The following is a 22,969-nucleotide window of genomic DNA, read 5'->3' on the forward strand; positions in this document are numbered from 1 at the left end:
CTACTTATCGCGTTACAACACCGTTCGGCCGCATAGCTACAACGGCTACCGATCACCAGTCGCTCACGAGCGACTGGTGGGATAAACCGTAAATGGTGTCCAAGATTACTTGACCAGATCAGCTTGCTCGCGAAGACCTCACAGGCACCGCGGTCATCCAGGATTTCCGCGTTATCGTTGAGGTTTTTCGCGAGCAAGCTCGCTCCTACAATGTGCCGTTACAAGTCTTTCTGGCAGGTCCGCGAAGCCTGGATACAGTTCAGAAAAGACCTCTGGACGCGGCCCTTATGAAACGCAAAGTTCGAATCCTGATTTTATGCAAGACCTACCCCTCCCCCAGTGCAAAACATGCCGAAACATCCTGTGTTGCAGGCATGGATGAAGATGGAAACCTCATACGTCTTTATCCGGTGCCCTTTCGCCTGATCACAGAAGACCAGCAATTTTCGAAGTGGCAGTGGATTGAGGCCCTCATCGAACGCAACCCAGCCGACCACCGGCCAGAGAGCCACAAGATCAGCGTGGACAGCATTCAGGTCGGGCAGCGGTTGCCACCAGGCAATTGGAATCAGCGTCGCACCTGGCTGGACAAGCTGGAGGTGTATGAGAGCTTTGGAGCGCTGGAAAAAGCCAGGGTCGACCACAACGTGACACTTGGCTTGATCAAACCCCAAAAAATCACCGCGCTGCATATCCGCAAGTCAGCGAGTGAAAGCTGGACACCTGAAGAAATCGAAAAGCTCGAAGCCATGCAGCGTCAGCCGTCCCTGTTCGATGAACAAGAGGCTGCGAGCATCAAAAGATTGGAAAAAGTGCCATTCCACTTTCACTACACTTATGAGTGCTTGGTTGACGGGGAGGTGAAAAGCCATACCCACAAAATCGTCGATTGGGAAGCCAGCCAGCTCTTTCGCAATGTTTATCGCAAGCACGGTGCTGCGGGGTGGGAAGCTCCGTTTCGGCACAAGCTGGAAACAGAGCTACCCGCAAAAGACCTGATGCTGTTGATGGGCACCATCCATCGCTTTCCAGCACAGTGGCTGATTGTCAGTTTGGTCTACCCACCTAAGCGACAGACCGAAGCTCTCCAACAAATAAATCTGTTTTAGTCGGCAAGTGCAGCGTTATCAGTGAAGCATCCAGCTCGTGCGCCGCTTCTGCGATCAGGCTGCGGTGGCAAAAGCTGGCGTCCGCTTCGTAACAGACCATGCAGATACGCTGCTCCATGGAGCTCGACAGCAATGCGGCCAACACGCTGGCTTGGGTACGAATGTAGGACCGGAAGTCACGGGCATACACCGCCCAGACACCGTCTTCCTTGTACTGCTTGCGGATAGGTTTCGGGCAGCCCAGCGGGCGACTGTGTTCATAACTGATGCCCTCTGCGGCCAGGCACTGGGCGAAGGCGTTCTTGGAAAAGCCTTTTTTACGCGACAATGGGTATTCACGTACGTCGAGCACTTTGTCGATACCGGCCTGCTTCAGGCGCGCGATGAATGCGTCGATGGTCAGGCCTTCGTAGCCTGCGGTGTAGAGGGTCATGCAGATTCTCCTGGAGCCTCCCGGCGCGGTCGGAACGTAAAGCGGCGGAACTATAACATCGTCATTTCTTCGCACGTGCAGCGGGTGACGGGCGGACCGGGGCGCTATGAAAAAATCAGGAACGGATGTTGCGAGGTCAATGTGTTAGACCATTCGCTTAGTCATCGGAAAACACGCCAACGCCAACCCCGATGGCGAATGATAGATTGCCTGTTCATCGCCCACATACCCGTTCAAACGATAAAAGCTTGCCGCGTTCAACGTCGCATCCAGCACCACCTCTTCAATCGCCAACTCCCTCGCGACGTTTTCCAGGTGCTCGAGCATTGCCTTGCCATACCCGCGTCCGGTAAAACCGGGCAATACAAACAAGGCGCCCACTTCGTTGTTGTCCAGATCCAGCATACCGGTGATTACCGGCTGGCCGTTCAACCAGCCCAGGTAAAACAATTTGTCCATCAAGGCGCTGTAGCCGTCCTCAGCCTTGCCCCGAGTCCAGATCATCATTTGTGCACGGGTATAAGCGCCGATGCATTGGCTGCGGATGGCCTGCAAGCGGATATCGAAGGCCACTTGGGCATCCTTCAACGTAGCCCGTTTTATCTCCAGCATTTCAATCTCTCCCTCCATGAAATCATCGTGCCACTAGCACACCTGTGCTAATCGACCCCTCCTCCCTGCGGCGCTATATTCCTCGGCACTTCCAACGCACCCACCGGCACCGCGCATACCCTGCGCGCGGACGCGTTGTGCGTTGGAAAAACCATAACAACCCCAAGGAAGAAGCACCATGAAACTGCACTCCCCTGTTACCCGCATCACCCTGTTGGGCGCCTTGATCATCGGCGTGGCCGGCTGCAGCAATATCAAACCCACAGAAGACCATCTCAAGACCTTGTCAGAAACCAACCTGGGCGAGCCGGTCAAGCGTATCTCTAATGTGCGCAGCGACTCCATGAGCACCTACTACGTGGCGAGCGCCGCATCCGGCGAATACAACTGCTCGGTGCCCAGCGGCGCCAGTGGGGGTGCCTTCGCAATCGCCAGTTTCGGCCTGATGAAACCTGCCGCCTATTGCCAGCCCAAGGGCGCTAAGGGCAACGGGCTTGTTCCATTCGCCCAGTAATCTTTTCCTGGCTCAAGTCGCGCAGTGCGCCGCGCAATTCTGCGGGGCGCACCGGCTTGGACAGGATGGCGATCTGACGGTCGTGCAAGGCGGCCTGGATACGTTCCACGTCGTGCCCCGTGAGGATCAGCGCGGGCACCGCCCAGCCCCGTTGTTCGCGCAGGGCATCGATGCATTCGATACCGGTGGCGTGGTTGCCCAGGTCATAGTCGGCGACGATGATGTCGCAATCACTTACCAAGTCATGCCCCGACGACTCCGCCTGCACCTCGCAGCCCCAGCGCTCCAACAGCGCCTGGGTAGCGAGCAGCACGTTGTGATCGTCTTCCACCAGGCACACTTTCAAGCCCGTGAGCAGCCCGGCCTGACGCGCCTGGTCACCGGGTGTCGGTTGGCGCGGCGCGCTGGCCAGGGTCAAGCCATGCAGGCTGACCGAGGTGCCATGGCCCACCCTTGAGCGCAGGCTCACCTGCACCCCCATCAACCGCCCCAGGCGCTTGACGATGGACAGCCCCAGGCCCACGCCTTCGACGTCCTTGTCCCGCAAGTGGCGAACGCGATAGAACTCTTCGAAGACCTTTGACAGATGCTCCTCGGCAATCCCCCGCCCCTGATCATGAATCTCCACCGCCAGCCCGCCGTCGCGGATACGCACGCCCATCAACACCGGCCGGTGCGCGCCGTACTTGAAGCAATTGGACAGCACGTTTTGCACCATGGTCGCCAACAGCGCAGGGTCCACCAACACCCAGTGGGCGCAGGGCCGCAAGCGCAACTCCACCCCAGCCCAGCGCGCGGCTTCGGCGTTCTGGCGCACCAGATCGGCGAGAAACTCACCCAGGTTCACCGCCTGGTATTTGGGCAACAAACGCCCGTTATCGAGGGTGTACAGGTCGAGGATCGAACGAAACAACTGCGACACGTTGAGCAACGAACGGTCGATGTTATCCACCAAACGCCGCTCTTCATCGCCCAGGCGCGCTTCACGCAAACACGCGGTAAACAGGCCGATGGAGTGAATGGGCTGGCGCAGGTCATGACTCGCCTGGGCGAGAAAACGGGATTTTTCCAGGTTGGCGGCGATGGCTTCTTCCGACGCCTTGCGCGTACGTTCCAGCAGGATATGGGCGTACACCGGGATCACCGTACTGGTGATCATCAACATCAGCACCATGAACGGTTGCGCCTGCCATACCGGCGTCAGCTGGTACACGATCAACAGCGCCAACAACGCCAACGCCGTAGCAATCGCCAGGTAGCGCGAGCCGTAGCGCATGCCGTTGCCCAGGTTGACCCACACCATCACCGCATACAACGGCAACGCCGCCTCGCCGCCCACCACCATGCCGAACGAAGTGCCCGTGTAGTCGTGGATCATGCCGAAGATACGTCGCGCCGGGTAATGCCCAGGCCAACGGGCGATCACCTGGCGCAAGGCAATGGAGGCAATCAGGAACAGCGCGATGTACAGAATCACCGGCAGATACGTGTCCAGCGACTGCCCCGGCAAAAACCCCAGCACACTGATGTAAACAATCGCGATAGCGGCCACCACAATGCGCAGGTTGGCCTGGTCGAGTTCAGAGTTGGTCTCACTACCCATGGGTTACGTCCTTGTGCGGCAGTCGTCATCGGCGTCATGCAATGCGTTGATAAGGTAGCATGACCGCGCCACACACCGCCCCAGGGAGGAGCCCCCCATGACCGGCCGCATCATCATCGCCGACGACCACCCGATGTTTCGCGAAGGCATGCTACGCACCGTGCAGCGCCTGCTGCCCGATACCGAAGTGCAAGAAGCCGGCGATCTCGACACGGTAAACGCACTGATCCGCGACAGCGACGACATCGACACCCTGATCCTCGACCTGCGCTTCCCCGGCCTGACCTGCCTGAGCCAACTGGCCGAACTGCGCCAGCAACTGCGGCGTACCACCTTGATCGTGGTGTCGATGGTGGACGACCCGGCGTTGATCGATCAGGTGATGGCGTTGGGGGCAGACGGCTTTATCGGCAAGAACATCGCGCCTGACGAGATCGGCCAGGCGTTGCTGGCTATTCGTGAGGGTGAGGTGTTAGTCAAGTTTGTGCCGTCGGGGTTGTTGCCGCTGGATACCCATATGTTGACGGCGCGACAGCAGGATGTGTTGAGATTGATTGCGCAGGGGAAGACGAATAAGGAGATTGCCAAGGCGCTGGATATTTCGCCGTTTACGGTGCGGATTCATGTTTCGTCGTTGTTAAGGGTGTTGGGGGTGAGCTCGCGGGCGGCGGCGGCAGTTAAGTATTCGGGGGTGGTTTAGGGAGAGTGATTAAGGCGTTGCGGGGGTGATGGCATCGGGGAGCCTCGCCTGCCCGCCAGTCGGTAACTGGCAGTGTCGACTGAAGGATGAGCCACAAAGACCCGTGGTGCCTATGCCCGGTCTATTCGGCCGGAGTAGCAACCCTGCTTGGCATGGTGAACATGAATATAGCTAATCTCAGGATTGGCAAACATTCGAGTGACGACAAGCTCTAATGCCGTTCCATCAACTACGTCAGCGTCGAGCATCATGCCATCGTCGGTGAACGCGCGAAGTGATAGTAGGCGGATTCGCATAGCCTCAGGTACCTGATCAACTGCCTCATACGCTTGCATGGCCCACTCCCGTATGAAGATCGCGTGTGAGGCGCGGTATGGCGTCTCAGCCGGCTGACAGATATGGTTGAGTAAAAGCACGCTCTGACCCAGCTCCGCATCTTTGATTTCGATGCGGTCAGGAAAGCCGGGATTGCAGTCGACGATATAACGCTTTATCCCAAGAGATGCCAGATCTTGGTCGGGCAATCCAAACAGTGACTGGAATGGCTCGGGGGAAAGGCCGGTTATACGGAACGCCATGGTCGAACTCCTGTTGATCTGGAGCCCTATCAGACTGGAATTCGTAAGGTACTTACTATCCAATTCTTGCGGTTTTATTCGAGCTGCCGCTTGCATCGCTCGTAGTAAACACCCAATGCATCTCGAATAGGCCAACAGGGTTCCAACGGAATCAGGGACGAAGAACGGCTGATCGGGCGGTTTTCGGCCAGAAGCAGACGCTGGACAGGACAGTTACCCCACCTCGACCAGATTCTAATTCGATCTTCTGAATCGCCGTACTGACGAGGTTTCGTTATTAGTCGCTGGCGAATGCACATGTTTTGAGGGAAAGTTCGGTGCTTTAGATATTAGCCGCCAAGGAACGGACATGGCACTCACCAGCAAGATCACTCCCTACAACCCCACTTGGCCCGCCCGCTTTCTGGCAGACAAGCCACTCATAGCTTCGGCCTTTGGCGATGAACTGATTGTCATACACCACGTTGGAAGCACCTCTGTTCCAGGGCTCGCGGCGAAACCCGAGATCGATGTGCTCATCGAGGTTCACGATCAGCGCAATGCCTCGGCGCGAATGGCTGAGTATCTGGAGAAAAAGTCTCCGTTTATTATCGCGGCGCTACTTCATGCCGGTATATCCATTCCTGAATGACCGATGGGTCGGTGAGCGACCCGGGTATCAAATGTCCGCTTTGGGTCGGTAGCCGTCTATTGTAGGTAAGCAAACGCCCACTACGCCGCAAGCGAGGATAACGGCCGCTTTGGTTATCGTGGTGCGCGATTGCTGGCCCCGCATGAGTGATGTCACAATGACGCACCACGCCTTGCACGCTCTACGATAAGCACGATTCACGGACTATCACCATGCCCAGCCTCTGTCGCTGTTCTAACACGCCAGGCCCGTCAAAGAGACGTCTGCTGGTTCGGCTGCGTCGACTGCTGTGTTTTTTGTTGCTCTCGGCTCAGGCTGCGTGGGCGGGGCCTGGCCCTCAACAAAATGGCGCCGAACAGGTGATTGATGTACAGCTACGCTGGAAACATCAGTTCCAGTTCGCGGGCTACTATGCCGCCATCGCCCAGGGCTATTACCGCGAAGAAGGGCTGGACGTGCGCTTGCACGAAGGTGGCCCCAATGTCACACCGGTCGAAGAAGTGCTCTCTGGGCGTGCCCAATACGGCGAAGCCAACAGTGAATTGCTCTACGCACGCCTGCATGGAAAGCCCTTGGTAGCGCTGGCGGTGATTTTTCAGCATTCACCTTCCGTGCTCGTGGCTCGCACAGACCAAGGTGTTCGCACTGTGCACGACCTGATCGGCAAGCCGTTGATGCTGATGGATGCACAGACCGATGCCGATTTTCTGGCGATGTTCCGTAGCGAGGGTATACCCCTCGAAAAACTACAACTGCTACCCAGCAGTTTTCAAATTGGGGATCTGGCCAGCGGTAAGGTGACGGCGTTCAACTCGTACCTGACCAACGAGCCCTTCTACCTGCAAGAGCGGGGCGTGGAATACAACATCATCTCGCCCGCCACCTACGGGATCGACTTCTACAGCGACATCCTGTTCACAAGCCAGGCCGAGATTGACGAAAACCCACAGCGGGTTGAGGCCTTCCGCCGCGCTACCTTGCGCGGCTGGCGTTACGCGATGGATAACCCCGAGCAAATCATAGACCTGCTGCTCGATCAGTATTCGGTGGATAAAAGTCGCGCGCACTTGCAATTCGAAGCTCAGGCCATGCGTCCTCTGGTGGTATCTGACCTGATCGAGATCGGTCATATGAACCCAGGACGCTGGCAACGTATGGCTGAAACTTTCCTCGAACTGGGTATGGTCGACACTATCGCCGGTCTGGAAGACTTCATTTACGACCCCAACCCGCCACACCTCGTCGAGCGGCTGCGCAAGACCATTGTGCTGATCAGTATCGGCTGTGCGCTTGTGCTTATGTTCGCTCTGGTTCTGTTGAACGCCCAGCGTCACCTGCGCAACGAGATCAAGTTGCGCAAACTCGCTGAAGAGGAAGTGCACAAACTGGCCTTCTATGACAGCCTGACTGGCTTACCCAATCGCAATAGCTTTATTCCCTTTGCTAGTCAAAAGCTGCTGGCCGCGAAGAGCCGTGGAGAACATCTGGCCCTGTGTTATATCGACTTGAATCACTTCAAGCAGATCAATGATCGTTATGGCCACCAGGCAGGCGATGCCATCCTGATCCACGTGGCCACGGCCATCAAATCCAATATTCGCGAGTTTGAAATAGCTGCGCGCATGGGCGGTGACGAATTCGTAGTGCTGCTCGACTGCGCGCATCACAGAGACGATATACAGCGCATCACCCATGAAATCTGCAAGGCCATCGACCTGCCCATTCCATGGAAAAACAGCCAGATCAAGGTCAGCGCCAGCCTAGGGGTGGCGTGGTATCCAGAAGATGGTGAAGGTCTGGACGATCTGATTTTCAAGGCCGACACCGCCATGTTCCAAAGCAAAGCCAGTATCGCTGCGCAGGCTTGAAGCTGCTTGCGTGGAGCACCTGCGAAAAGACTTGGTAGTTGGAAACCTAGCTTATCAATCGAGGCATCCTACATCACCCGCTGCCCCATCCTGAGGAACCGGGCTAGCCGCCCGCCCCACACAAAGGGCGATCAGGTCATTACCTGATCGCCCATCAACCAGGAATGGAAACCCAGCATGATCAATACCCTTCACCCATCGTCACACACCCGCACCACTGAGGCCTCCCCGAAGGCCGAGGCGTTGCGCATGGCCCCTGCGCCGGGCACCCCAGACCGAGTGGTCATTCGAGTCACGGTGACCGATCACAAGATGTTCCCGGCGGCAGAGCTTTTCCATGACCTCGCGGCAGCGCAGGGCATAGACAACGCCAGTGTCTCCATTGACGCGCCTCACTTCGCCCAATACACCACCCCGCCGCAAAAGGTGTGGCCGGTGAGCATCAGGTTTTACCCAGACCGACCCAACGACGCGTTCAGCCCTGCCCTGCTGGAAAAGGTCAACGGCTTCGGCCAGCAAATAGAAAACAGGTTGCGCCAAGCCAGCATTGAAAATGTAGGCCCAGTCGCATAACGCAGCAGGTCCAACGCTGAGCGCTCGGCTGCGGACCTGCACGCACTCGCTTTGGGCGGCTATGACGCGCCCCACGGCAGCGTTTGAGTGCCAGGCGCGTGATGTTTCTCTATGATATGGCCTTTCGCTCAACGCCCCAGGAAACCCCATGCCCGCCCTCACCTTTCGCAACGCGCTCCCCGCCGATGCCGCTCGTTGCTTTGAAATCGAAATCAGCGCCTATGAAGGTGATGAAGCTGCGACCCTGGAGAAAATCGCCACGCGCATTGCTCAGTACCCGCAAGGCTTTTTGATCCTGGAGGCCGATCACGAAATCGTGGGGTTCATCAACAGTGGCTGCGCCCATGAGGTGGTGATGTCAGACGAGGCCTTCAAGGAGTTGGTGGGCCATTCGGCCGACGCGCCGAACGTGGTGGTCATGTCGGTGGTGGTCGACACGGCACATCAGGGCAAGGGCTATTCAAAACAGCTGATGACCGAGTTTGTGCAGCGCATGCACGCCATGGGCAAGCAGGCGATTCACTTGATGTGCAAGGAGCTGCACGTGGCGCTGTACACGCGCATGGGCTATCGGTACACCCAACCATCCCCCTCTGAGCATGGCGGGATGGCGTGGCATGAAATGGTGATGGCCCTCTAACCCCTCCCCCCGGTAAAGGACTACCTGCATGTTTATTGGACGCCTCGCCCAACTCACCGGCTGCACGCCGAAAGCCATCCGGCTGTATGAACAGATGGGCTTGATCAACACGCCTCAGCGTAGCGGTTGCTACCGCGTCTACGATGCGCACCATGTGCAAATGTTGCGTTTGATCCGCCACGCGCAGGTCGCAGGTTTTACGCTGGCGCAGATGGCGCCTTTGGTTGCCGCCAAGCAGGCACTGCGCGCCTTTCCCTTGGCGCTGGCCGACGAGGCCATCGATACCAAACGCGCAGAGGTAAACGCCAGGATCGCCGAGTTACAGGCCTTGGACCTGCACCTGGCCGAGCTCAAGTGCCAGATGATTGCGCTGTTTGGCGCACCTCATACGGCTGCTCCGGTTGCCTGCCCAGGTACGCAAACGCCTCGCGCAACGCCTGCTGCGGCGCACGGGGGTTGAACCCCAACTCGCTTCTGGCCTTGGTGATGTTGTACTGCTGACGCACGCGGTGAAAAAGGCGCACTTGACTGACCATAAGCCGGGCGGGCCGACCGGTCAGTTGCGCCCAGCGCTCTTGTAACCAGGCGACGCCCATCAGCATCCAGCGCGGTGCCGCAGGCGGGGTCCGGTAGCCCAACAGGCCGGTCAGGTCGGCAAGGGACGATGAGTGTTCGTTAGCCAGCAGGTAGCGCTCACCCGACCGGCCTTTTTGCGCGGCGAGTAGCATGCCTTTGGCGACATCACGTACATCGACAAAATTGAAGTGAAAGCCTGGGTCCAACGGCAATTGACGCGCCCTGACCGTGTGCAGGAAGCCCAAGGTATCCGTCAAACGGCCTGCGTTGGGGCCTATCATCGCCGAGGGCAACACCGAGACCATCCACAGGCCCAGGGCCTCGGCGGTTTGCCACGCCATACGTTCAGAGAGGATTTTGGAACGGTAGTAGGCGTTGTCAGTGCTTGCGTTCCACTGGGTTTCATCCAACCGGCTACCGTCATGACCAACCGCCGCCACCGAGCTCACATAGACCACGCGCTTGACCCCCGCCTGGCTGGCGGCGCGTAGCACCGTGCACGTGCCCTGCACATTGGGCTCGATGATCTCTGCTTGAGGATTTCGGGCCCAGTGCTTGAACACGGCGGCCACCTGAAACAACACCTCCACACCCTCCATGGCGCTAAGCATCGCCGGCCCATCCAACAGCTCGGCGTGCACCAGCTCGCATGCAAGGCCCGCAAAAGGCGCCCGGTTGTGGATATCGCGCACACCCGCACGAACAGTGTGGCCTTGCTCCAGCAACTCCCTGACCAGGTTATTGCCCAGGTGCCCGTTGGCGCCCGTTACCAGACATAACATGCTTATCGTCCTTTTTTCGCGTAGTGAACCCTGCGGCAAGCGCGGCGAAAAAAGCATAAAGTCTGCCCCTTGGGACAGAGTCAAGGCTTGGCACAAAGAGGAGTCCAATACGATGCAAAACCCCGTCATTGAAATCGGCGACCAACCCAACCCCGAAGCCGAACGCCTCCTGGGCAACGGCCTGGCGGTGTTCAACGAGGCCGTCACCGGTTTCAACGATCGCCAGCCGTTGACGGTGCTGATCAAAGCGCCGGCCACTGGGCAGATACTCGGCGGCATCACCGGCAAAACCACCTTGGGCATGGCCTTTCTCGACCTGTTCCACTTGCCTGACTCTCTACGCGGTTGGGGCCTTGGCAGCCAGTTGCTGCACGCCTTCGAAAACGAAGCGCGGCGTCGGGGTTGCCGCACGGCGGTGTTGTACACCCTAAGCTTCCAGGCGCCAGGGTTTTACGAGAAGCACGGCTGGGTAACGTTCGGTGAGCTGCCCTGCGAGCCTGAGGGCAGCAGCCGGCTGTTTCTCTCTAAACAGCTGTGAGAAAAACAGAATCAACACCGCCAGCCCCACCCCAATAGCAAACTAATATCATTTGCGTGCATCTCTGCGCTTTGGTTTAATCGCGACCAATTCTTATTTGCACGCTATATTTGCGCCGGATGGGCTGTGTGTCGACCTCTTTTACTCACCTCTACGGCACCCATCATGGCTGGCTGCTCGGCTTGCTGCGCCGGCGCTTGAGCGACCGCTGGGATGCCGCCGACCTGGCCCATGACACGTTTATCCGCATTCTCAACCGCCCGCCGGCCGAGAGCGACCCAGTGCGCCAACGCTCCTACCTGGCCACCATCGCCCGCGGCCTGTGCATCGACCATTGGCGCCGTCGCCAACTCGAACGCGCCTGGCTGCAAACCCTGGCCGACGCACCGCAAGCGTTGCAACCGTCACCGGAGCAACGGGCGATCATCGTCGAGACGCTTGTTGAGGTGGACGCGATGCTCGCCCGTCTGCCAAAGAACGTCAGTGAAGCCTTCCTACTCGCCCAGTTGCACGGCATGCCCTACAAAGAGATCGCCGTTCAGCTTGGCGTCGGCGAGCGCATGGTCAAGAAGTACATGGCCCAAGCCCTGTTGCACTGCGCCATCCTGGAAGCCGAACTCGACGGAATGCTGGTGCAATGAGCACCCCCGGTAAACTCAGCCACGCCAGCCTGGAGCAAGCCGCGCACTGGTATGTGCGCTTGCAGGATCAAGGCTGCGCCCTGGAGCAACTGCGTTGGCAAGCCTGGGTTGCGCAAAACCCCGAACACCTGGCCGCCTGGCAGTATGTGCAGCGGGTGAGCCAGCGTTTTGCCCCGTTGCAGCAACAAGCCCATGGCGCGAGCCGCGCCCTGCGCAGCTCACGACGCCAAACGCTCAAGACCCTGTTGGTGGTGTGCGGCGGCTCGGCACTGGCCTGGAGCAGTTGGCGTAATACCACCTTGCCGCGGCTGGTGGGCGGCTGGAGCGCGGACTACGCCACCACCCACGGCGAGACCCGCGATGCATTGCTGGCCGATGGCAGCCATGTGTGGCTCAACGCATTGAGCGCGCTGGATGTGCGTTTTGATGCGACACAACGCCTGTTGCAACTGCGCTTTGGCGAAGTGTTGATCGACACGGCCAAAGACAGCCGTCGGCCATTTTTGGTCGAGACTGAACACGGGCACATGCAAGCGCTGGGCACCCGATTCAGCGTGCTGCAAGGCGACAAACACACGCAACTCAACGTCTTCGACGGCCGGGTGCAGGTCACCACCCTCGACCAGCACGTACGCATCATCGAAGCCGGCCAGCAAGTGTCATTCAACCGTGACGGTTTCAAGCCAACCGCATTAGCCTCCCCTGCCCGCGAAGCCTGGAGCCGTGGCCTGTTGCTGGCCGATAACCTGCCGCTCGGCGACTTGATCGCCGAACTCAACCGTTATCGCCCAGGCCATCTGGGCTGCGACCCGGCCGTGGCGCAACTGCCGGTGATGGGTTCGTTCCCCCTCAAAGACAGCGATCACGCGCTGCACCTGCTGCAAGCGGCGCTGCCAATCAGGGTTGATCGCGTGATGCCGTGGTGGGTATCGGTCGGGCCACAGTAAAAAACATTCACGCGCCAGTTCCCTTTTTTAAAACTCGTTCGGTTAACCCTGCAGACGTTTTCAATTCGCCGATCGATTTGATCCAAAGGGACACACCCTCATGCCACAACCTGCCCGCTTCGCGCTGCGCCCATTGGCGCTGGCCACCTCGCTGTTTTGCCTCGGCACGCCAATGGTGCACGCCGCCGACTCACCTTCGACCCAGGAGGCCGCCCGCGCTTATCGCATCGCGGCGGGCTCCCTGGTGGGTGTGCTGAACAGCTTCGCCGAGCAATCGGGCATTTTTATCGCAGGCCATAACAACCTCGCCACCGGCAAAACCAGCCCCGGCCTCGATGGCAACTACACCCCGGCAGCCGGTTTGCAGCGCCTGTTGCAGGGCAGCGGGTTGCAGGCCCTGCCCCAAGGCAATAACGGCTACGTGCTGGAGCTGACCCCAGCGAACACCGGCGCCCTGGAGCTGGGCGCCACCACCATTTCCGGCCAAGACCTGGGCGCCACTACCGAAGACACCCGTTCCTACACCACAGGCTCCATGGCCTCAGCCACCGGCCTGGCGCTGTCAATGCGCGAAACCCCACAATCGGTCACCGTCATCACCCGCCAGCAGATGGACGATCAGGGTTCCAACAGCATCGCCGACACCTTGCGCCGCGCCCCCGGCGTGAGCGTGCAGAACTACGACAGCGAGCGCTGGGAATTCTCCAGCCGTGGCCTGCCGATCACCAACTTCCAGTACGACGGCGTCAACTCCACTTACGACGGCGTGTACGACTACGGCACCACCAGCACCGATATGGCGGTGTACGACCACCTGGAAATCATCAAGGGCTCGGCCGGCCTGCTGAGCGGCTCCGGCGACCCGTCGGCCACGGTCAACCTGATTCGCAAAAAGCCGACGGCTGCATTCAAAGCTTCGATCACCCAAACCTTTGGTTCCTGGGACAACTATCGCACCGAAGGCGATATCTCCGGCCCTTTGACCGAGTCTGGCAATGTGCGCGGGCGTTTTGTCGGCGTGTACCAGGACCGCCAGTCGTACCTGGACCACTACCAAAACACCAAGGACATCGCCTACGGCATCCTTGAAGCCGACCTCACGCCCGACACGCTGCTGACCTTCGGCATCGACCAACAAAACACCCGCTCACGCGGTGCCAGCTGGACCGGTTTCCCGATGTACTTCAGCGACGGCTCACGCACGAACTTCTCGCGCTCGTTCAACCCGGCCGCCGACTGGAGCCGCCGCGACTTCAACAACCAGACGCTCTTCGCCTCGGTGCAGCAAAAACTGGCCAATGACTGGTCGCTCAAGGTCAGCCTCGACCGCAAGCGCAGCCAGCACGACACCCTGCTCGCCTCTGCCAGCGGCGGTAACCCAGACCCGGTGACCGGCGACGGCATGTACATGTTCATGGGCAAGTACAAGGGCGACCAGGTGCAAAACACCCTGGACGTCAACCTCAGCGGGCCCTTCAGCCTGTTGGGCCGTGAGCATGAATTGATCATGGGCTTCATGGCCACCCGCTCCAAACAGGATGTACCGGTGTACGGCTCGATCTACCCGCCAGTGGGCGGCAGTATTTTCGACTGGCACGGCGAATACGCCAAACCGGACATCCCGCGCAGCGGCCAGAACGATATCGTGCAACGCCAGACCGGTGCCTACCTGGCCACCCGTTTGAAACCTACCGATGACCTGTCGGTGATCCTTGGCGCTCGCGTCAGTAACTTCAGCGGCACCGACACTACCGATTTCTACGACCCGACCAAGGCCGACAACCGCACCACCTACCACCAGAGCGGCGTGGTCACCCCCTACGCCGGCATCGTCTACGACCTCAACGACACCTGGTCGGTCTACACCAGTTACACCCAGATCTACCGCCCGCAAACCAGCAAGGATGCTGACCGCAAGCTGCTCGACCCGATCGAAGGCCAAACTTACGAGGCTGGCATCAAGGCCGCGTTCTACGATGGCCGCCTGAACGCCAGTTTTGCCGCGTTCCGCATCGAGCAGGACAACGTCGCCGAGTACGTCTCAGGCTTCGAGACCGACTCGGTATATCGCCCGGTTGCCGGTGCGACCACCAAAGGGTTTGAAGCAGAACTGTCGGGTGAGGTGCTGGACGGCTGGAACCTCTCCGCCGGCTACACCTACCAGCACACCCGCGATGCCAATGACGGCTACGTCTACAGCTCAGTGCTGCAAACCACCACGCCGCAACAGGTGGTGCGTCTGTTCAGCAGCTACCGCCTGCCCGGTGCACTGGAGAATCTCACCGTGGGCGGCGGCGTGAACTGGCAGAGCGAGTTCTTCGGCAACGTGTTCCAACCTGACCCGAATGACACAGTCAACTTCGGCCAGTACGCACGCATCACCCAAGACAGCTACTACCTGGTGGACCTGATGGCGCGCTACCGCTTCAACGAGCACCTGAGCACCACGCTGAACATGAAGAATCTGTTCGACAAAAAGTACTACACCGGCCTGGGCAACTTCGGCACCGGTTTCTACGGTGAACCGCGCAGCCTGCAACTGTCGACCAAGTGGGACTTCTGAGCCCCTACTCGGGTGGCTGATTTAAGCCACCCCTCGACAGGAAGCGCCTCCTGTCGGCCAGCACCAGAGCATTGGACGATGCAGGCTCACTTTACCCAGCGAGCCTCACCGTCATGGACCATCTGCGTTATTTCACCCAACCCATTGAAAGCCTCTTCCCTTCAGCCGCCTATCTGAGCCATGCGCAAAGCATGGAACTCAAGGCCAGCCAGACCCTGGCCGCTAACCTGATCAACACGCTGTCAGTGGCGTTGGGTCCAACCCCGCCGCGTACGATTGAAGGGCTGCGCGTCACCGTTCCCGAAGACTCAATACTCAGCAGCTGGCTGGCCGCTTACTGGAAAGCGATCAATCAACCGGCTTTTTTGGACTGGGCGGATGCCCTGGACCTGGACCTGCCAACCCTGTGCCTGCAAGGCACCCGTTTGCAGGTGAGGAAACATGCGCCCCATCACGCGCCGTTGCACACCTTCACGCTGGCCGATGATTCGGGATGGCGAGAAGTGGCCTACCCGATCCTGGCGATCACCCAAGTGATCGACACCGGCAACCTTGGCCTGTCCTATATTGGCAACCGTTTCGAAATCGAAGACCGCACACTGCCCTTGAAACTGGCGCTTGCCTTCCATGGCTACCCGCTACCCGACAACAGCTTGCAGGTTCAGGTAATTATCGATGAGCTACGCGCGCTCAACGGTTTCCCAGGCATTGATGACAGCGGCCACAGCAAGTCTGTCATTCACAGCGAGCTGAAAAACCAGCAGCTGGACTACCAAGAGTTGATTCGCACACTGGAAGAAACCCGCAACGGCGGCCAAAGTTTTGATTGGCTCAAGGTGTACCGCAAACACATCACATTGGGCTCTGACTCGCTGCTGGCCCACACCATGAAAAACGCCACCCGACTGCTGGGCGCGCTCATCGGCAAACTGGGCCTCGACGACGACGCCGAACACACCGCCATCTACTACTACGATTACGAAATGCGCGCGCTCTGCCTGCTCCCGCCCAGCCGCCAGAACAGCACCCGTTGTATTCCGCCCTACAATACGCCGCAGTGGCAAGAGTTGGAGCGACTGGCCAACACGCTCCAGAGCAATGTGTACCTGGATGAGACGTTCAGCGTTGCCTCCCTGCTGTCCGTCTACGGTATCGAACGCCCGGCCAGCGGGGGCGATTTGACTCAATTGCTTGAGTTGTTACATCAATGGTCGCCACCTGTCGTGCCCTACGTCAGCGAATGGGCACGCTCCTTCGCCGCGGTGTATGCCCATCGCAAGTACCTGGGCCTGCTCAATGATCGCTACCACATGCAAATCGCACTGCAACATACCTGCTCAGGTAAACCAGCGGCCGCCAGCATTGAGCTAAACCGGATAGTCGACATGGACCCGGATGTCTTCGGGGCTGAGCTGGAGAAGGCCCGGCAATTGCTGTTGAAGCTCACAGAGCACCCGGACTTCATCGCCCTGCGCGCCGCCAAAGGCATTGACCCGGGCAGCCATGTGTTGCTCACCGTTACGCATATGGGCGCCCGAGGGCTGGACGGGCAGTGGAAGCAACTCAATACCGACGTACTGGAGAATGAACACCTGCGAACGCTGCTGGCACCGGTGTTGATTGCCGCCCGAAACAACGGAGGCGAATTGCGCAGCACTGGCGAGGTCTCCCTCAAGCAGGCGCTCACGCTCGGTGGAGTCGAATTGCCGCACAACGCAGGTGAAGCACTGAAGACCGCTCGCCTGCTGGCAATCCCGTTGACCATCAAGCCTCAATCCAGCCATTACTGGCGTGCGCTGACACTGGCGCAGCCTTCGCGCTGGACCTTGTCGCAGACCCAGAACCAGCTGATCCTCGATATCAGTCGGCGCGCCCTTCCAGAAACGTATACCCACCTGTTTACCTATCTGAGCGAACCGATCCTGAAGGACAAGCCAGTGAGTGACGTGCGCGCCGAAGCGGACTTTTTGCTGACACTCCTACTGCATTCGGCCCGCGCCCAGGCGCTCGGCGAAGAGTTGTCAAACTACGTCGATTGGCATGGGCGCGACGCCGGCGAAACCACCACCCGTGCCAGCCGTAAAGCAATGGTGCTGGCCGCGCTGATACTGAGCCTGGACCCTGCATTGAACGCACCACAGGGCTCGATCAACGTGTTCGATCTGACAGACAGCTACCTTTGGGGCGAGTCCCTTGCGTTCGTCCGCGAAATCATCGAGGTCAGCCTGACGGCGCTTTCCCGCCCAACAGCAGCCCTGGCCGCACACGTGCTGCTGTCCAACAAGTCGCCGGAGTTCCTGATTCGCAATATCCCGGCATCGTTGCCCTACATGACCTCCCAAGCCTGGGTGCTGTTCAAACACTACGTCATGCACACCGAGCAGGAACTGTCGGGCTCGTCTCGTCAGCTGAGCTACGACGATTTCATGACCCTCACCCACCTGCCGGCGTCAGCCAGCTGGACACGGTTTATCAACCATAACAATGCAACCGCGCCGATTGTTGATTGGGCGGTCGCCAATGGGGTATTGGCAAAGGGTGAGACTTACACTGCCCTTGAGATCAACGACGCCATCAGGGCGCTCAACGAACAACGCGAGCGCCTGAAAAACGCGCTGGAGACGTTTTCTGCAGCATTCGTTTCACTTCACGATACGGCGCTTCAAGACCTGGAGCGGGTCTACCCGCAACAGACTGAGCTGCAAGCGCCTATTATGGAGTCTTCGCCGGATACAAAGCAGTACACCCTTGTCGAGTTGCACATGGCAGGTGAGCTTAAGGCCCAGGCCAAGCGTTGGCGTACGTCCGAAGGCAACCTCGACTTCCCGCAACTGGCGAAAGACTTCCACCAACTGAACAATATCAATGTCCGATTCGCCAGCGCCTTCGCCCAGCGCCTGGACCAGTTACAGGTGGCGTATGTGGAGACCCTCAAATACTGGTTATCGCAGTTATCGCTGCCAAGGCGCGAAGCCCTGGAATACGGACAGGTGGAGTGCTTCAGCCTCAGTAAGGCGACCACTCAAGGCAGGTTTGCAACACTGGTCCACGTCCAGTATTTCAGCGACCGGTATTTCTATGAGTTTTTCCCCCTGCACCATGTGATCCGGCCGCGACGCGACCTTGAGTACGCCCACGTCATCCAGGCCGTTGCCGAGGGCAACACGCCCAAACCCCATGCGTGGAAGCGATTCAACTGGCCAGCCTATGCCGAAGGTCGAGCCCCCGATAAAAATATTCTTCCCGCGCTGCAACCCGACGTGATCATCCGCAAACTCGACGTCACCCTGCCCACGGCCCAATGGCGTAACCCGGACGAGCGCAGACCCCGTGCGCCGCAGACGCTCAACTCCGCGCGCTCCAGCGCATTGGCGACGCTGATCGTCCAGCGCCAACTGCTGCTGGGCAGTACGGCGCTGCGCGAACGAGCGGCCAACCCGCTCACGCTTGAGCAAGCGGCTGACCGGCACGACCCGTGGACAGCGTACGTCAATCGCCTAGTGCCCAACGGCGACCGTGCGGCGTTGCTGGTTTGACAAGCATGGCGAGGGGGTGCCGGGCTGTGTAATGATCCGCGCTCGACGCTGCTCAGGATGGAACCCTCTTCATGTTGCCGAACGCCATCACTCACCCTTCGGACTCGCCCCGCTTCTGGCGAGACCCTTCGCTGGCGTTTATCGAAGCGCGCACCATCGTCGACGGGCGCAAGGTCACGTACTCCCGTCACGCCCATGAGCATTTCTCCATCGGTGCCGTCACCCGTGGTTGCAGTTATTACCACTACGGCGCCGAGACCTTCCAGATCAGCGCCGGCACCGTGGTGCTGATGAACCCCGGCGATGTACACGCCTGCAACCCCATCGACAACCAGCACTGGTCCTACCAGATGCTGTACATCGACACGCCCTGGTTGACCGACCTGCAATACCAGTTGGGTTTCAGCACCGACCAGGGTTTTCGCCCCTTCAGCACGCCCCATACCCGCGACACCGTGCTGTACCACGGCCTGCTGGAACTGTACGGAATACTGGTGGACGAGCAAGCCGAACACCTGCACAAGCAGAGCGCACTGGTGAGTTATTTCAGCGAGGTCCAGCAGCGCCTGAACCCGGCCAACAGCCCGTTGCGGGAGGTTAACCACAAGCTGGAGCGGGCGGCCGAGTACATCCGGGCACATTGCACTGATGCCGTGAAGCTGGAAGACATCTGCCTGGCGGCGGAGCTGTCGCCGTCGTACCTGATTCGTGCGTTCAAACAGTATTACGGGCTGACGCCCCACGCCTTCCTGGTCAATCAGCGCATCCAGTTTGCCCGTACCCAATTGCGTGACGGCGAGCTGATCGCCAATGTGGCCCTCGCCGCAGGCTTTGCCGACCAGGCGCATTTTCAGCGCGCTTTCAAGCAGCATTTCGCCGCTACCCCGGGGCAATACCGCGACGGGCTCAAGCCAGCAATAAATAACCCACACTGGCCAGCAGCAACCCGGCCATCGAACGGTTGAACAGCCGCACGCCTTGTGGGTTGCCGAGGTAACGGCGCAGGAAGGTGCCGGCGTAGGCCCAGCACGCCACCGACAGGTAACAGATCACCAGGTACAGCGCCGCAAACAGCCAGACCTGCGCGGCGTCGCCATCGGCCACAAACAAGCCCATCCCGGCCACACACGCCAGCCACGCCTTGGGGTTGAGCCATTGCATGATCGCGCCATACAGCATCGACGGCGCCGTGGCGGTGCCTTCGGCGTCCAGTCGGCCATCGTCCGCCGCAAGTTTCCAGGCCATGTACAACAGGAAAGCCACCCCGCCCCACTGGATCAACTGGGTCAATATCGGCCAGCGCACCAGCACCTCATGCAAGCCCAGCCCAATCAGCACCAACAGCAGCGTAAAGCCCACGGCGGCGCCGAGCACGTGTTTCTGGCTGGCGATAAAACCAAAGCGCGCCCCGGAACTGAGCGCGACCACGTTGACCGGTCCCGGCGTGATGGAGGTGGCGAGAGCGAAGGCCGCCATTGAAATGATCAAGCTCATTGCAGTTCCCTTTAAGTTGAACGAGTGACGATGAGGCCACGGTAAAGGGCAACCGGGTGGGAGGTATTGAAGAAAATGCCCCTCACTGGTTGAGACGGGGTTAAATCGGATCAAATATGGGAGCTGGTTTGTGTGGGAGCGGCGGTGCCCTCCCTTCTCAGGCCTGGCACAAATCCAAATGTGGGAGCTGGCTTGCCTGCGAAAGCGGTGGGTCAATCAGCATTTGCATCGACTGACACACCGCCTTCGCGAGCAAGCCCGCTCCCACAGGGTATCGGCGACGCTCTCATTTCCCGAGCCCGGCACAAATCAAAATGTGGGAGCTGGCTTGCCTGCGATAGCGGTGGGTCAGCCTGCATTTGTATCGACTGACACACCGCCTTCGCGAGCAAGCCCGGCTCCCACACAAGCCCCCACCTTTTGAACCGAGTTCATCCATTACTTGACGAACAACTCTCGGTCCCGTGCTTTTACATGGCCGGGACGGTAGTAGGCGTCGAACCAGGTTTTCTCCCCGGCTGCCGGTGGTTTGGCCAGGCGCAAGGTGTGCAGCGCGCCGGGGCGGCTGGCATTGACGCGAAAGTGGAAGTGATCAAACAGGCGCAACGCCTCGATGGCATACACCACGGCAATCTTGCGGTCTTCGATGCGTATAAGGTGGTCGCCGTTGTTTTTTTCCGCGCCGCCCGCCAGGTTGGATGAGCCGGTGTACACCGTCGGGTTGGCGCCGTTGAAGTCGGTCACCACAAACTTGTTGTGCACCATGTTCCCGGCATTGCCCGACCACTCCGACTTGAACGGTGCCGGCGCGTTACTCGACAAGTACGCGAACGGCAACAGCCCCACCGAACCATCGGGCTTGCGTACCGCCAACTTGCCGGTGCGCTGGGCCACGCCGTAGGAGAACAGAGAACGCTGCATCAACTCATCCAACGCCGTGCGTACTTTGCCGTTGATCAGGTTGAGAAACACGATGGAGTACAGCACCGAGCTGGTGGCGTTCTCGATGCTGGTGGCGATGGGGTCCAGGGGCAGCGCACTGTCGGCATGGGGCGCAAAACACAGCGACACCTTGGAGCCCGGCTGATCACGCACCACCCACCACTGTTGCGAGAGCGGGCTCTTGCGAAAGGTCGTGGGCGACAGCCAGTAGGCATCAAACACTTCGGCAAACTTGCCCGCTACGGTTTCGTCGTCAAACAACAGCACGTTATTGGCCTGCACGTACAAGCCACGCAGGGCAAAGTTGGTGGAGCCGCCCAGCACGCGGATCGCCCTGCCCGCGCGGCGCACAATCAGCACTTTGTTGTGCTGCTGACTGGAGAAATGCAAGCGCTTGACCTGCGCACCGGCCGTGCTCAAGCGGGCGGCACTGAGGCTTTCGCAGCTGTCGGCAGCGCCCTGGTCGCCATGGTCATCGATGATCGCACGCAGGCGCGGGCCGAGTTGCTCCAGGCGGCGCAGGATGCTTGGCTCCTTGCTTTCGTAGATCAGTGCATCAAGGGTCAATTCAGGGTCATTCGCTACTTGGTCGAGCACCTGCAGGATCAATTGCCGCGCTTCAAAGCCCAACCATTGGTAATTGCGCTCGAATGGCGCCATGTCCAATGCCAGATAGGCACTGGGCGGCGAACCCGCCGGCGGCAGGATGCGTGTTTCATTGTCGAAACGATCCCCATAGGCCTGGGACGACGCGAAGCCCCGAGTAAAACCAATGTTCACAAAATCGCTGATGGTTTGCGCCTCAAGGCACACCTGCCCTTCCACGCCCGCGCCCTTGCGCAGCGTCCCATCGGCGCCCATGTAGCAGGCGGTGACACGGTAGCGATAAAGACCCGGCAGAATCTCACTGGGCACGTGGATCCAGCGGAATTTCTGGAACGGCGCTTCGGTAGAGGGAAACGTGCGCGGCCGCTCCGGAGTGGGCGGGTAGTCGAAGTGCAGGCGATTGTGCAGCACCCCCCAATGCGTGGCACCGGGGTAGCGCACCTCGATGCTGAAGCCGACAAAATCGGTGGTGGCCAGGTCGGGTGCCAAATCAAACGCCAGCAGTGCAGCGCCCTCGCCTCGATACAGCTTGAAGGTCAGCCCCTGGAACGTGGTCTTGCTCTCGAAGTCGGCGCTCAAGCGATATCCCTTCCCTAGGGAGACGATGCTTAGAGTCTAGCGCGTGCGCCGCATCAAGCCAGTGGCGCCTGGGTCACGATATCTTCGATACCCAATACGCGCCCATCCTCGGCAAGAATCTCGACCTTGCGCAGCGGCTTGAGCGAGCGCGCATCCAGCACTTGGGTGCCGACATGCTCAGGCTCGGTGAAGGCTTGGCCCCACTGCGCCAGGGTCACCAGCACCGGCATCAGTGCGCGGCCCTTGTCGGTGAGCTGATATTCGCTGCGTGCGCCAACCTCGCTGGTTCGCAACAAGCCTTGCTCGACCATGTCCTTGAGGCGCGTGGCAAGAATGTTTTTCGCCACGCCCAGGTGCTTCTGGAAATCCCCAAAGCGCGTCACCCCGGCGAACGCATCGCGGATGATCAACAACGTCCACCAATCACCCACTACATCCAGGGCACGGGCCACCGGGCAGCCATCGCCTTCAAGGCATTTGCGTTTCATCGTCGGCCCTCCAGGC

The 22,969-nt window shown here is 59.5% G+C and carries 22 protein-coding genes and 1 pseudogene; 14 read left to right on the forward strand and 9 right to left on the reverse strand.

All coding sequences use genetic code 11. The features are described from left to right. A pseudogene (locus ICY20_RS28240) lies at positions 1–197 on the reverse strand (hypothetical protein); the annotation flags it as partial. A gap of 90 nt (positions 198–287) precedes the next feature. Here ICY20_RS28240 and ICY20_RS27655 point away from each other — a divergent pair. Further along, positions 288–1,109 carry a hypothetical protein gene (locus ICY20_RS27655; RefSeq protein WP_194939183.1) on the forward strand — a complete coding sequence of 274 codons (822 nt, stop codon included), beginning with the start codon at positions 288–290 and terminating at the stop codon, positions 1,107–1,109. Here the strand turns inward: ICY20_RS27655 and ICY20_RS27660 are convergent. Further along, the gene (locus ICY20_RS27660; protein WP_194939184.1) at positions 1,066–1,542 is read right to left on the reverse strand and encodes a DUF488 domain-containing protein; all 477 of its coding nucleotides are present in this window, start codon (positions 1,540–1,542) and stop codon (positions 1,066–1,068) included. The two genes, ICY20_RS27655 and ICY20_RS27660, sit on opposite strands and share 44 nt — an antisense overlap. Positions 1,543–1,686: 144 nt before the next feature. Then, the gene (locus ICY20_RS27665; protein ID WP_194939185.1) at positions 1,687–2,154 is read right to left on the reverse strand and encodes a GNAT family N-acetyltransferase; all 468 of its coding nucleotides are present in this window, start codon (positions 2,152–2,154) and stop codon (positions 1,687–1,689) included. 178 nt (positions 2,155–2,332) lie between these two features. Between ICY20_RS27665 and ICY20_RS27670 the strand changes: the two genes are divergently transcribed. Further along, entirely contained in the window at positions 2,333–2,668 is a 336-nt protein-coding gene (locus ICY20_RS27670) for a hypothetical protein (RefSeq protein WP_194939186.1), read from the forward strand. On the opposite strand, the gene ICY20_RS27675 is transcribed toward ICY20_RS27670, so the two are convergent. After that, positions 2,634–4,271 (reverse strand): ATP-binding response regulator, encoded by a 1,638-nt coding sequence (locus ICY20_RS27675; RefSeq protein ID WP_194939187.1) that lies wholly within the window; start codon positions 4,269–4,271, stop codon positions 2,634–2,636. The two genes, ICY20_RS27670 and ICY20_RS27675, sit on opposite strands and share 35 nt — an antisense overlap. 97 nt (positions 4,272–4,368) lie before the next feature. Here ICY20_RS27675 and ICY20_RS27680 point away from each other — a divergent pair, with 97 nt between their 5' ends. Then, positions 4,369–4,971 carry a LuxR C-terminal-related transcriptional regulator gene (locus tag ICY20_RS27680; protein WP_194939188.1) on the forward strand — a complete coding sequence of 201 codons (603 nt, stop codon included), beginning with the start codon at positions 4,369–4,371 and terminating at the stop codon, positions 4,969–4,971. A gap of 110 nt (positions 4,972–5,081) precedes the next feature. Here ICY20_RS27680 and ICY20_RS27685 read toward each other — a convergent pair whose 3' ends face one another. Continuing rightward, positions 5,082–5,549, reverse strand: coding sequence for a DUF1203 domain-containing protein (locus tag ICY20_RS27685; protein WP_194939189.1), 468 nt, complete (start codon positions 5,547–5,549; stop codon positions 5,082–5,084). A gap of 349 nt (positions 5,550–5,898) precedes the next feature. On the opposite strand from ICY20_RS27685, the gene ICY20_RS27690 reads away from it, so the two are divergent. The 5 genes from ICY20_RS27690 (at position 5,899) to ICY20_RS27710 (ending at position 9,721) form a co-directional block, all read left to right on the forward strand. After that, the gene (locus ICY20_RS27690) at positions 5,899–6,180 is read left to right on the forward strand and encodes a GrpB family protein (protein WP_194939190.1); all 282 of its coding nucleotides are present in this window, start codon (positions 5,899–5,901) and stop codon (positions 6,178–6,180) included. Positions 6,181–6,539: 359 nt separating this feature from the next. After that, the gene (locus ICY20_RS27695; protein ID WP_324187966.1) at positions 6,540–8,048 is read left to right on the forward strand and encodes an ABC transporter substrate-binding protein; all 1,509 of its coding nucleotides are present in this window, start codon (positions 6,540–6,542) and stop codon (positions 8,046–8,048) included. Between the two features lie 177 nt (positions 8,049–8,225). Further along, complete coding sequence (locus ICY20_RS27700) at positions 8,226–8,621, forward strand: hypothetical protein (RefSeq protein WP_194939192.1); 396 nt, start codon at positions 8,226–8,228, stop codon at positions 8,619–8,621. A 148-nt stretch (positions 8,622–8,769) separates the two neighbouring features. Next, positions 8,770–9,261, forward strand: coding sequence for a GNAT family N-acetyltransferase (locus ICY20_RS27705; RefSeq protein WP_194939193.1), 492 nt, complete (start codon positions 8,770–8,772; stop codon positions 9,259–9,261). Between the two features lie 28 nt (positions 9,262–9,289). Then, positions 9,290–9,721 (forward strand): MerR family transcriptional regulator, encoded by a 432-nt coding sequence (locus ICY20_RS27710; RefSeq protein WP_194939194.1) that lies wholly within the window; start codon positions 9,290–9,292, stop codon positions 9,719–9,721. Here ICY20_RS27710 and ICY20_RS27715 read toward each other — a convergent pair. After that, a complete protein-coding gene (locus ICY20_RS27715; RefSeq protein WP_228758623.1) occupies positions 9,612–10,619 on the reverse strand; it encodes an NAD-dependent epimerase/dehydratase family protein in 1,008 nt (335 codons plus the stop codon). The two genes, ICY20_RS27710 and ICY20_RS27715, sit on opposite strands and share 110 nt — an antisense overlap. A 112-nt stretch (positions 10,620–10,731) precedes the next feature. Here ICY20_RS27715 and ICY20_RS27720 point away from each other — a divergent pair, with 112 nt between their 5' ends. The 6 genes from ICY20_RS27720 to ICY20_RS27745 all read left to right on the forward strand — a co-directional run bounded on the left by ICY20_RS27720 (position 10,732) and on the right by ICY20_RS27745 (position 19,809). Continuing rightward, on the forward strand, positions 10,732–11,157 hold the full coding sequence (locus ICY20_RS27720; RefSeq protein ID WP_159963014.1) for a GNAT family N-acetyltransferase: 426 nt from the start codon (positions 10,732–10,734) through the stop codon (positions 11,155–11,157). Positions 11,158–11,276: 119 nt separating this feature from the next. After that, positions 11,277–11,798 (forward strand): sigma-70 family RNA polymerase sigma factor, encoded by a 522-nt coding sequence (locus ICY20_RS27725; RefSeq protein WP_159963015.1) that lies wholly within the window; start codon positions 11,277–11,279, stop codon positions 11,796–11,798. After that, a complete protein-coding gene (locus ICY20_RS27730) occupies positions 11,795–12,745 on the forward strand; it encodes a FecR domain-containing protein (protein WP_194939195.1) in 951 nt (316 codons plus the stop codon). Before ICY20_RS27725 ends, ICY20_RS27730 begins: the two co-directional genes overlap by 4 nt. A 100-nt stretch (positions 12,746–12,845) precedes the next feature. Continuing rightward, on the forward strand, positions 12,846–15,308 hold the full coding sequence (locus ICY20_RS27735) for a TonB-dependent siderophore receptor (protein WP_159963017.1): 2,463 nt from the start codon (positions 12,846–12,848) through the stop codon (positions 15,306–15,308). A 113-nt stretch (positions 15,309–15,421) separates the two neighbouring features. Further along, positions 15,422–18,844, forward strand: coding sequence for a hypothetical protein (locus tag ICY20_RS27740; protein WP_194939196.1), 3,423 nt, complete (start codon positions 15,422–15,424; stop codon positions 18,842–18,844). 71 nt (positions 18,845–18,915) lie between these two features. Beyond that, a complete protein-coding gene (locus tag ICY20_RS27745) occupies positions 18,916–19,809 on the forward strand; it encodes an AraC family transcriptional regulator (RefSeq protein WP_194939197.1) in 894 nt (297 codons plus the stop codon). Here the strand turns inward: ICY20_RS27745 and ICY20_RS27750 are convergent. The 3 genes from ICY20_RS27750 to ICY20_RS27760 all read right to left on the reverse strand — a co-directional run bounded on the left by ICY20_RS27750 (position 19,751) and on the right by ICY20_RS27760 (position 22,953). Then, positions 19,751–20,338, reverse strand: coding sequence for a LysE family translocator (locus ICY20_RS27750; protein ID WP_159963020.1), 588 nt, complete (start codon positions 20,336–20,338; stop codon positions 19,751–19,753). The genes ICY20_RS27745 and ICY20_RS27750 overlap by 59 nt on opposite strands. Before the next feature lie 438 nt (positions 20,339–20,776). Beyond that, positions 20,777–22,465, reverse strand: a complete 1,689-nt coding sequence (locus tag ICY20_RS27755; RefSeq protein WP_159963021.1) for a phospholipase D-like domain-containing protein — start codon at positions 22,463–22,465, stop codon at positions 20,777–20,779. Between the two features lie 53 nt (positions 22,466–22,518). After that, positions 22,519–22,953 (reverse strand): winged helix-turn-helix transcriptional regulator, encoded by a 435-nt coding sequence (locus tag ICY20_RS27760; RefSeq protein WP_194939198.1) that lies wholly within the window; start codon positions 22,951–22,953, stop codon positions 22,519–22,521. Positions 22,954–22,969 lie beyond the last annotated feature (16 nt).

The organism is Pseudomonas pisciculturae (genome assembly GCF_015461805.1).
In the GTDB taxonomy this organism is placed as follows: Bacteria; Pseudomonadota; Gammaproteobacteria; order Pseudomonadales; family Pseudomonadaceae; genus Aquipseudomonas; species Aquipseudomonas pisciculturae.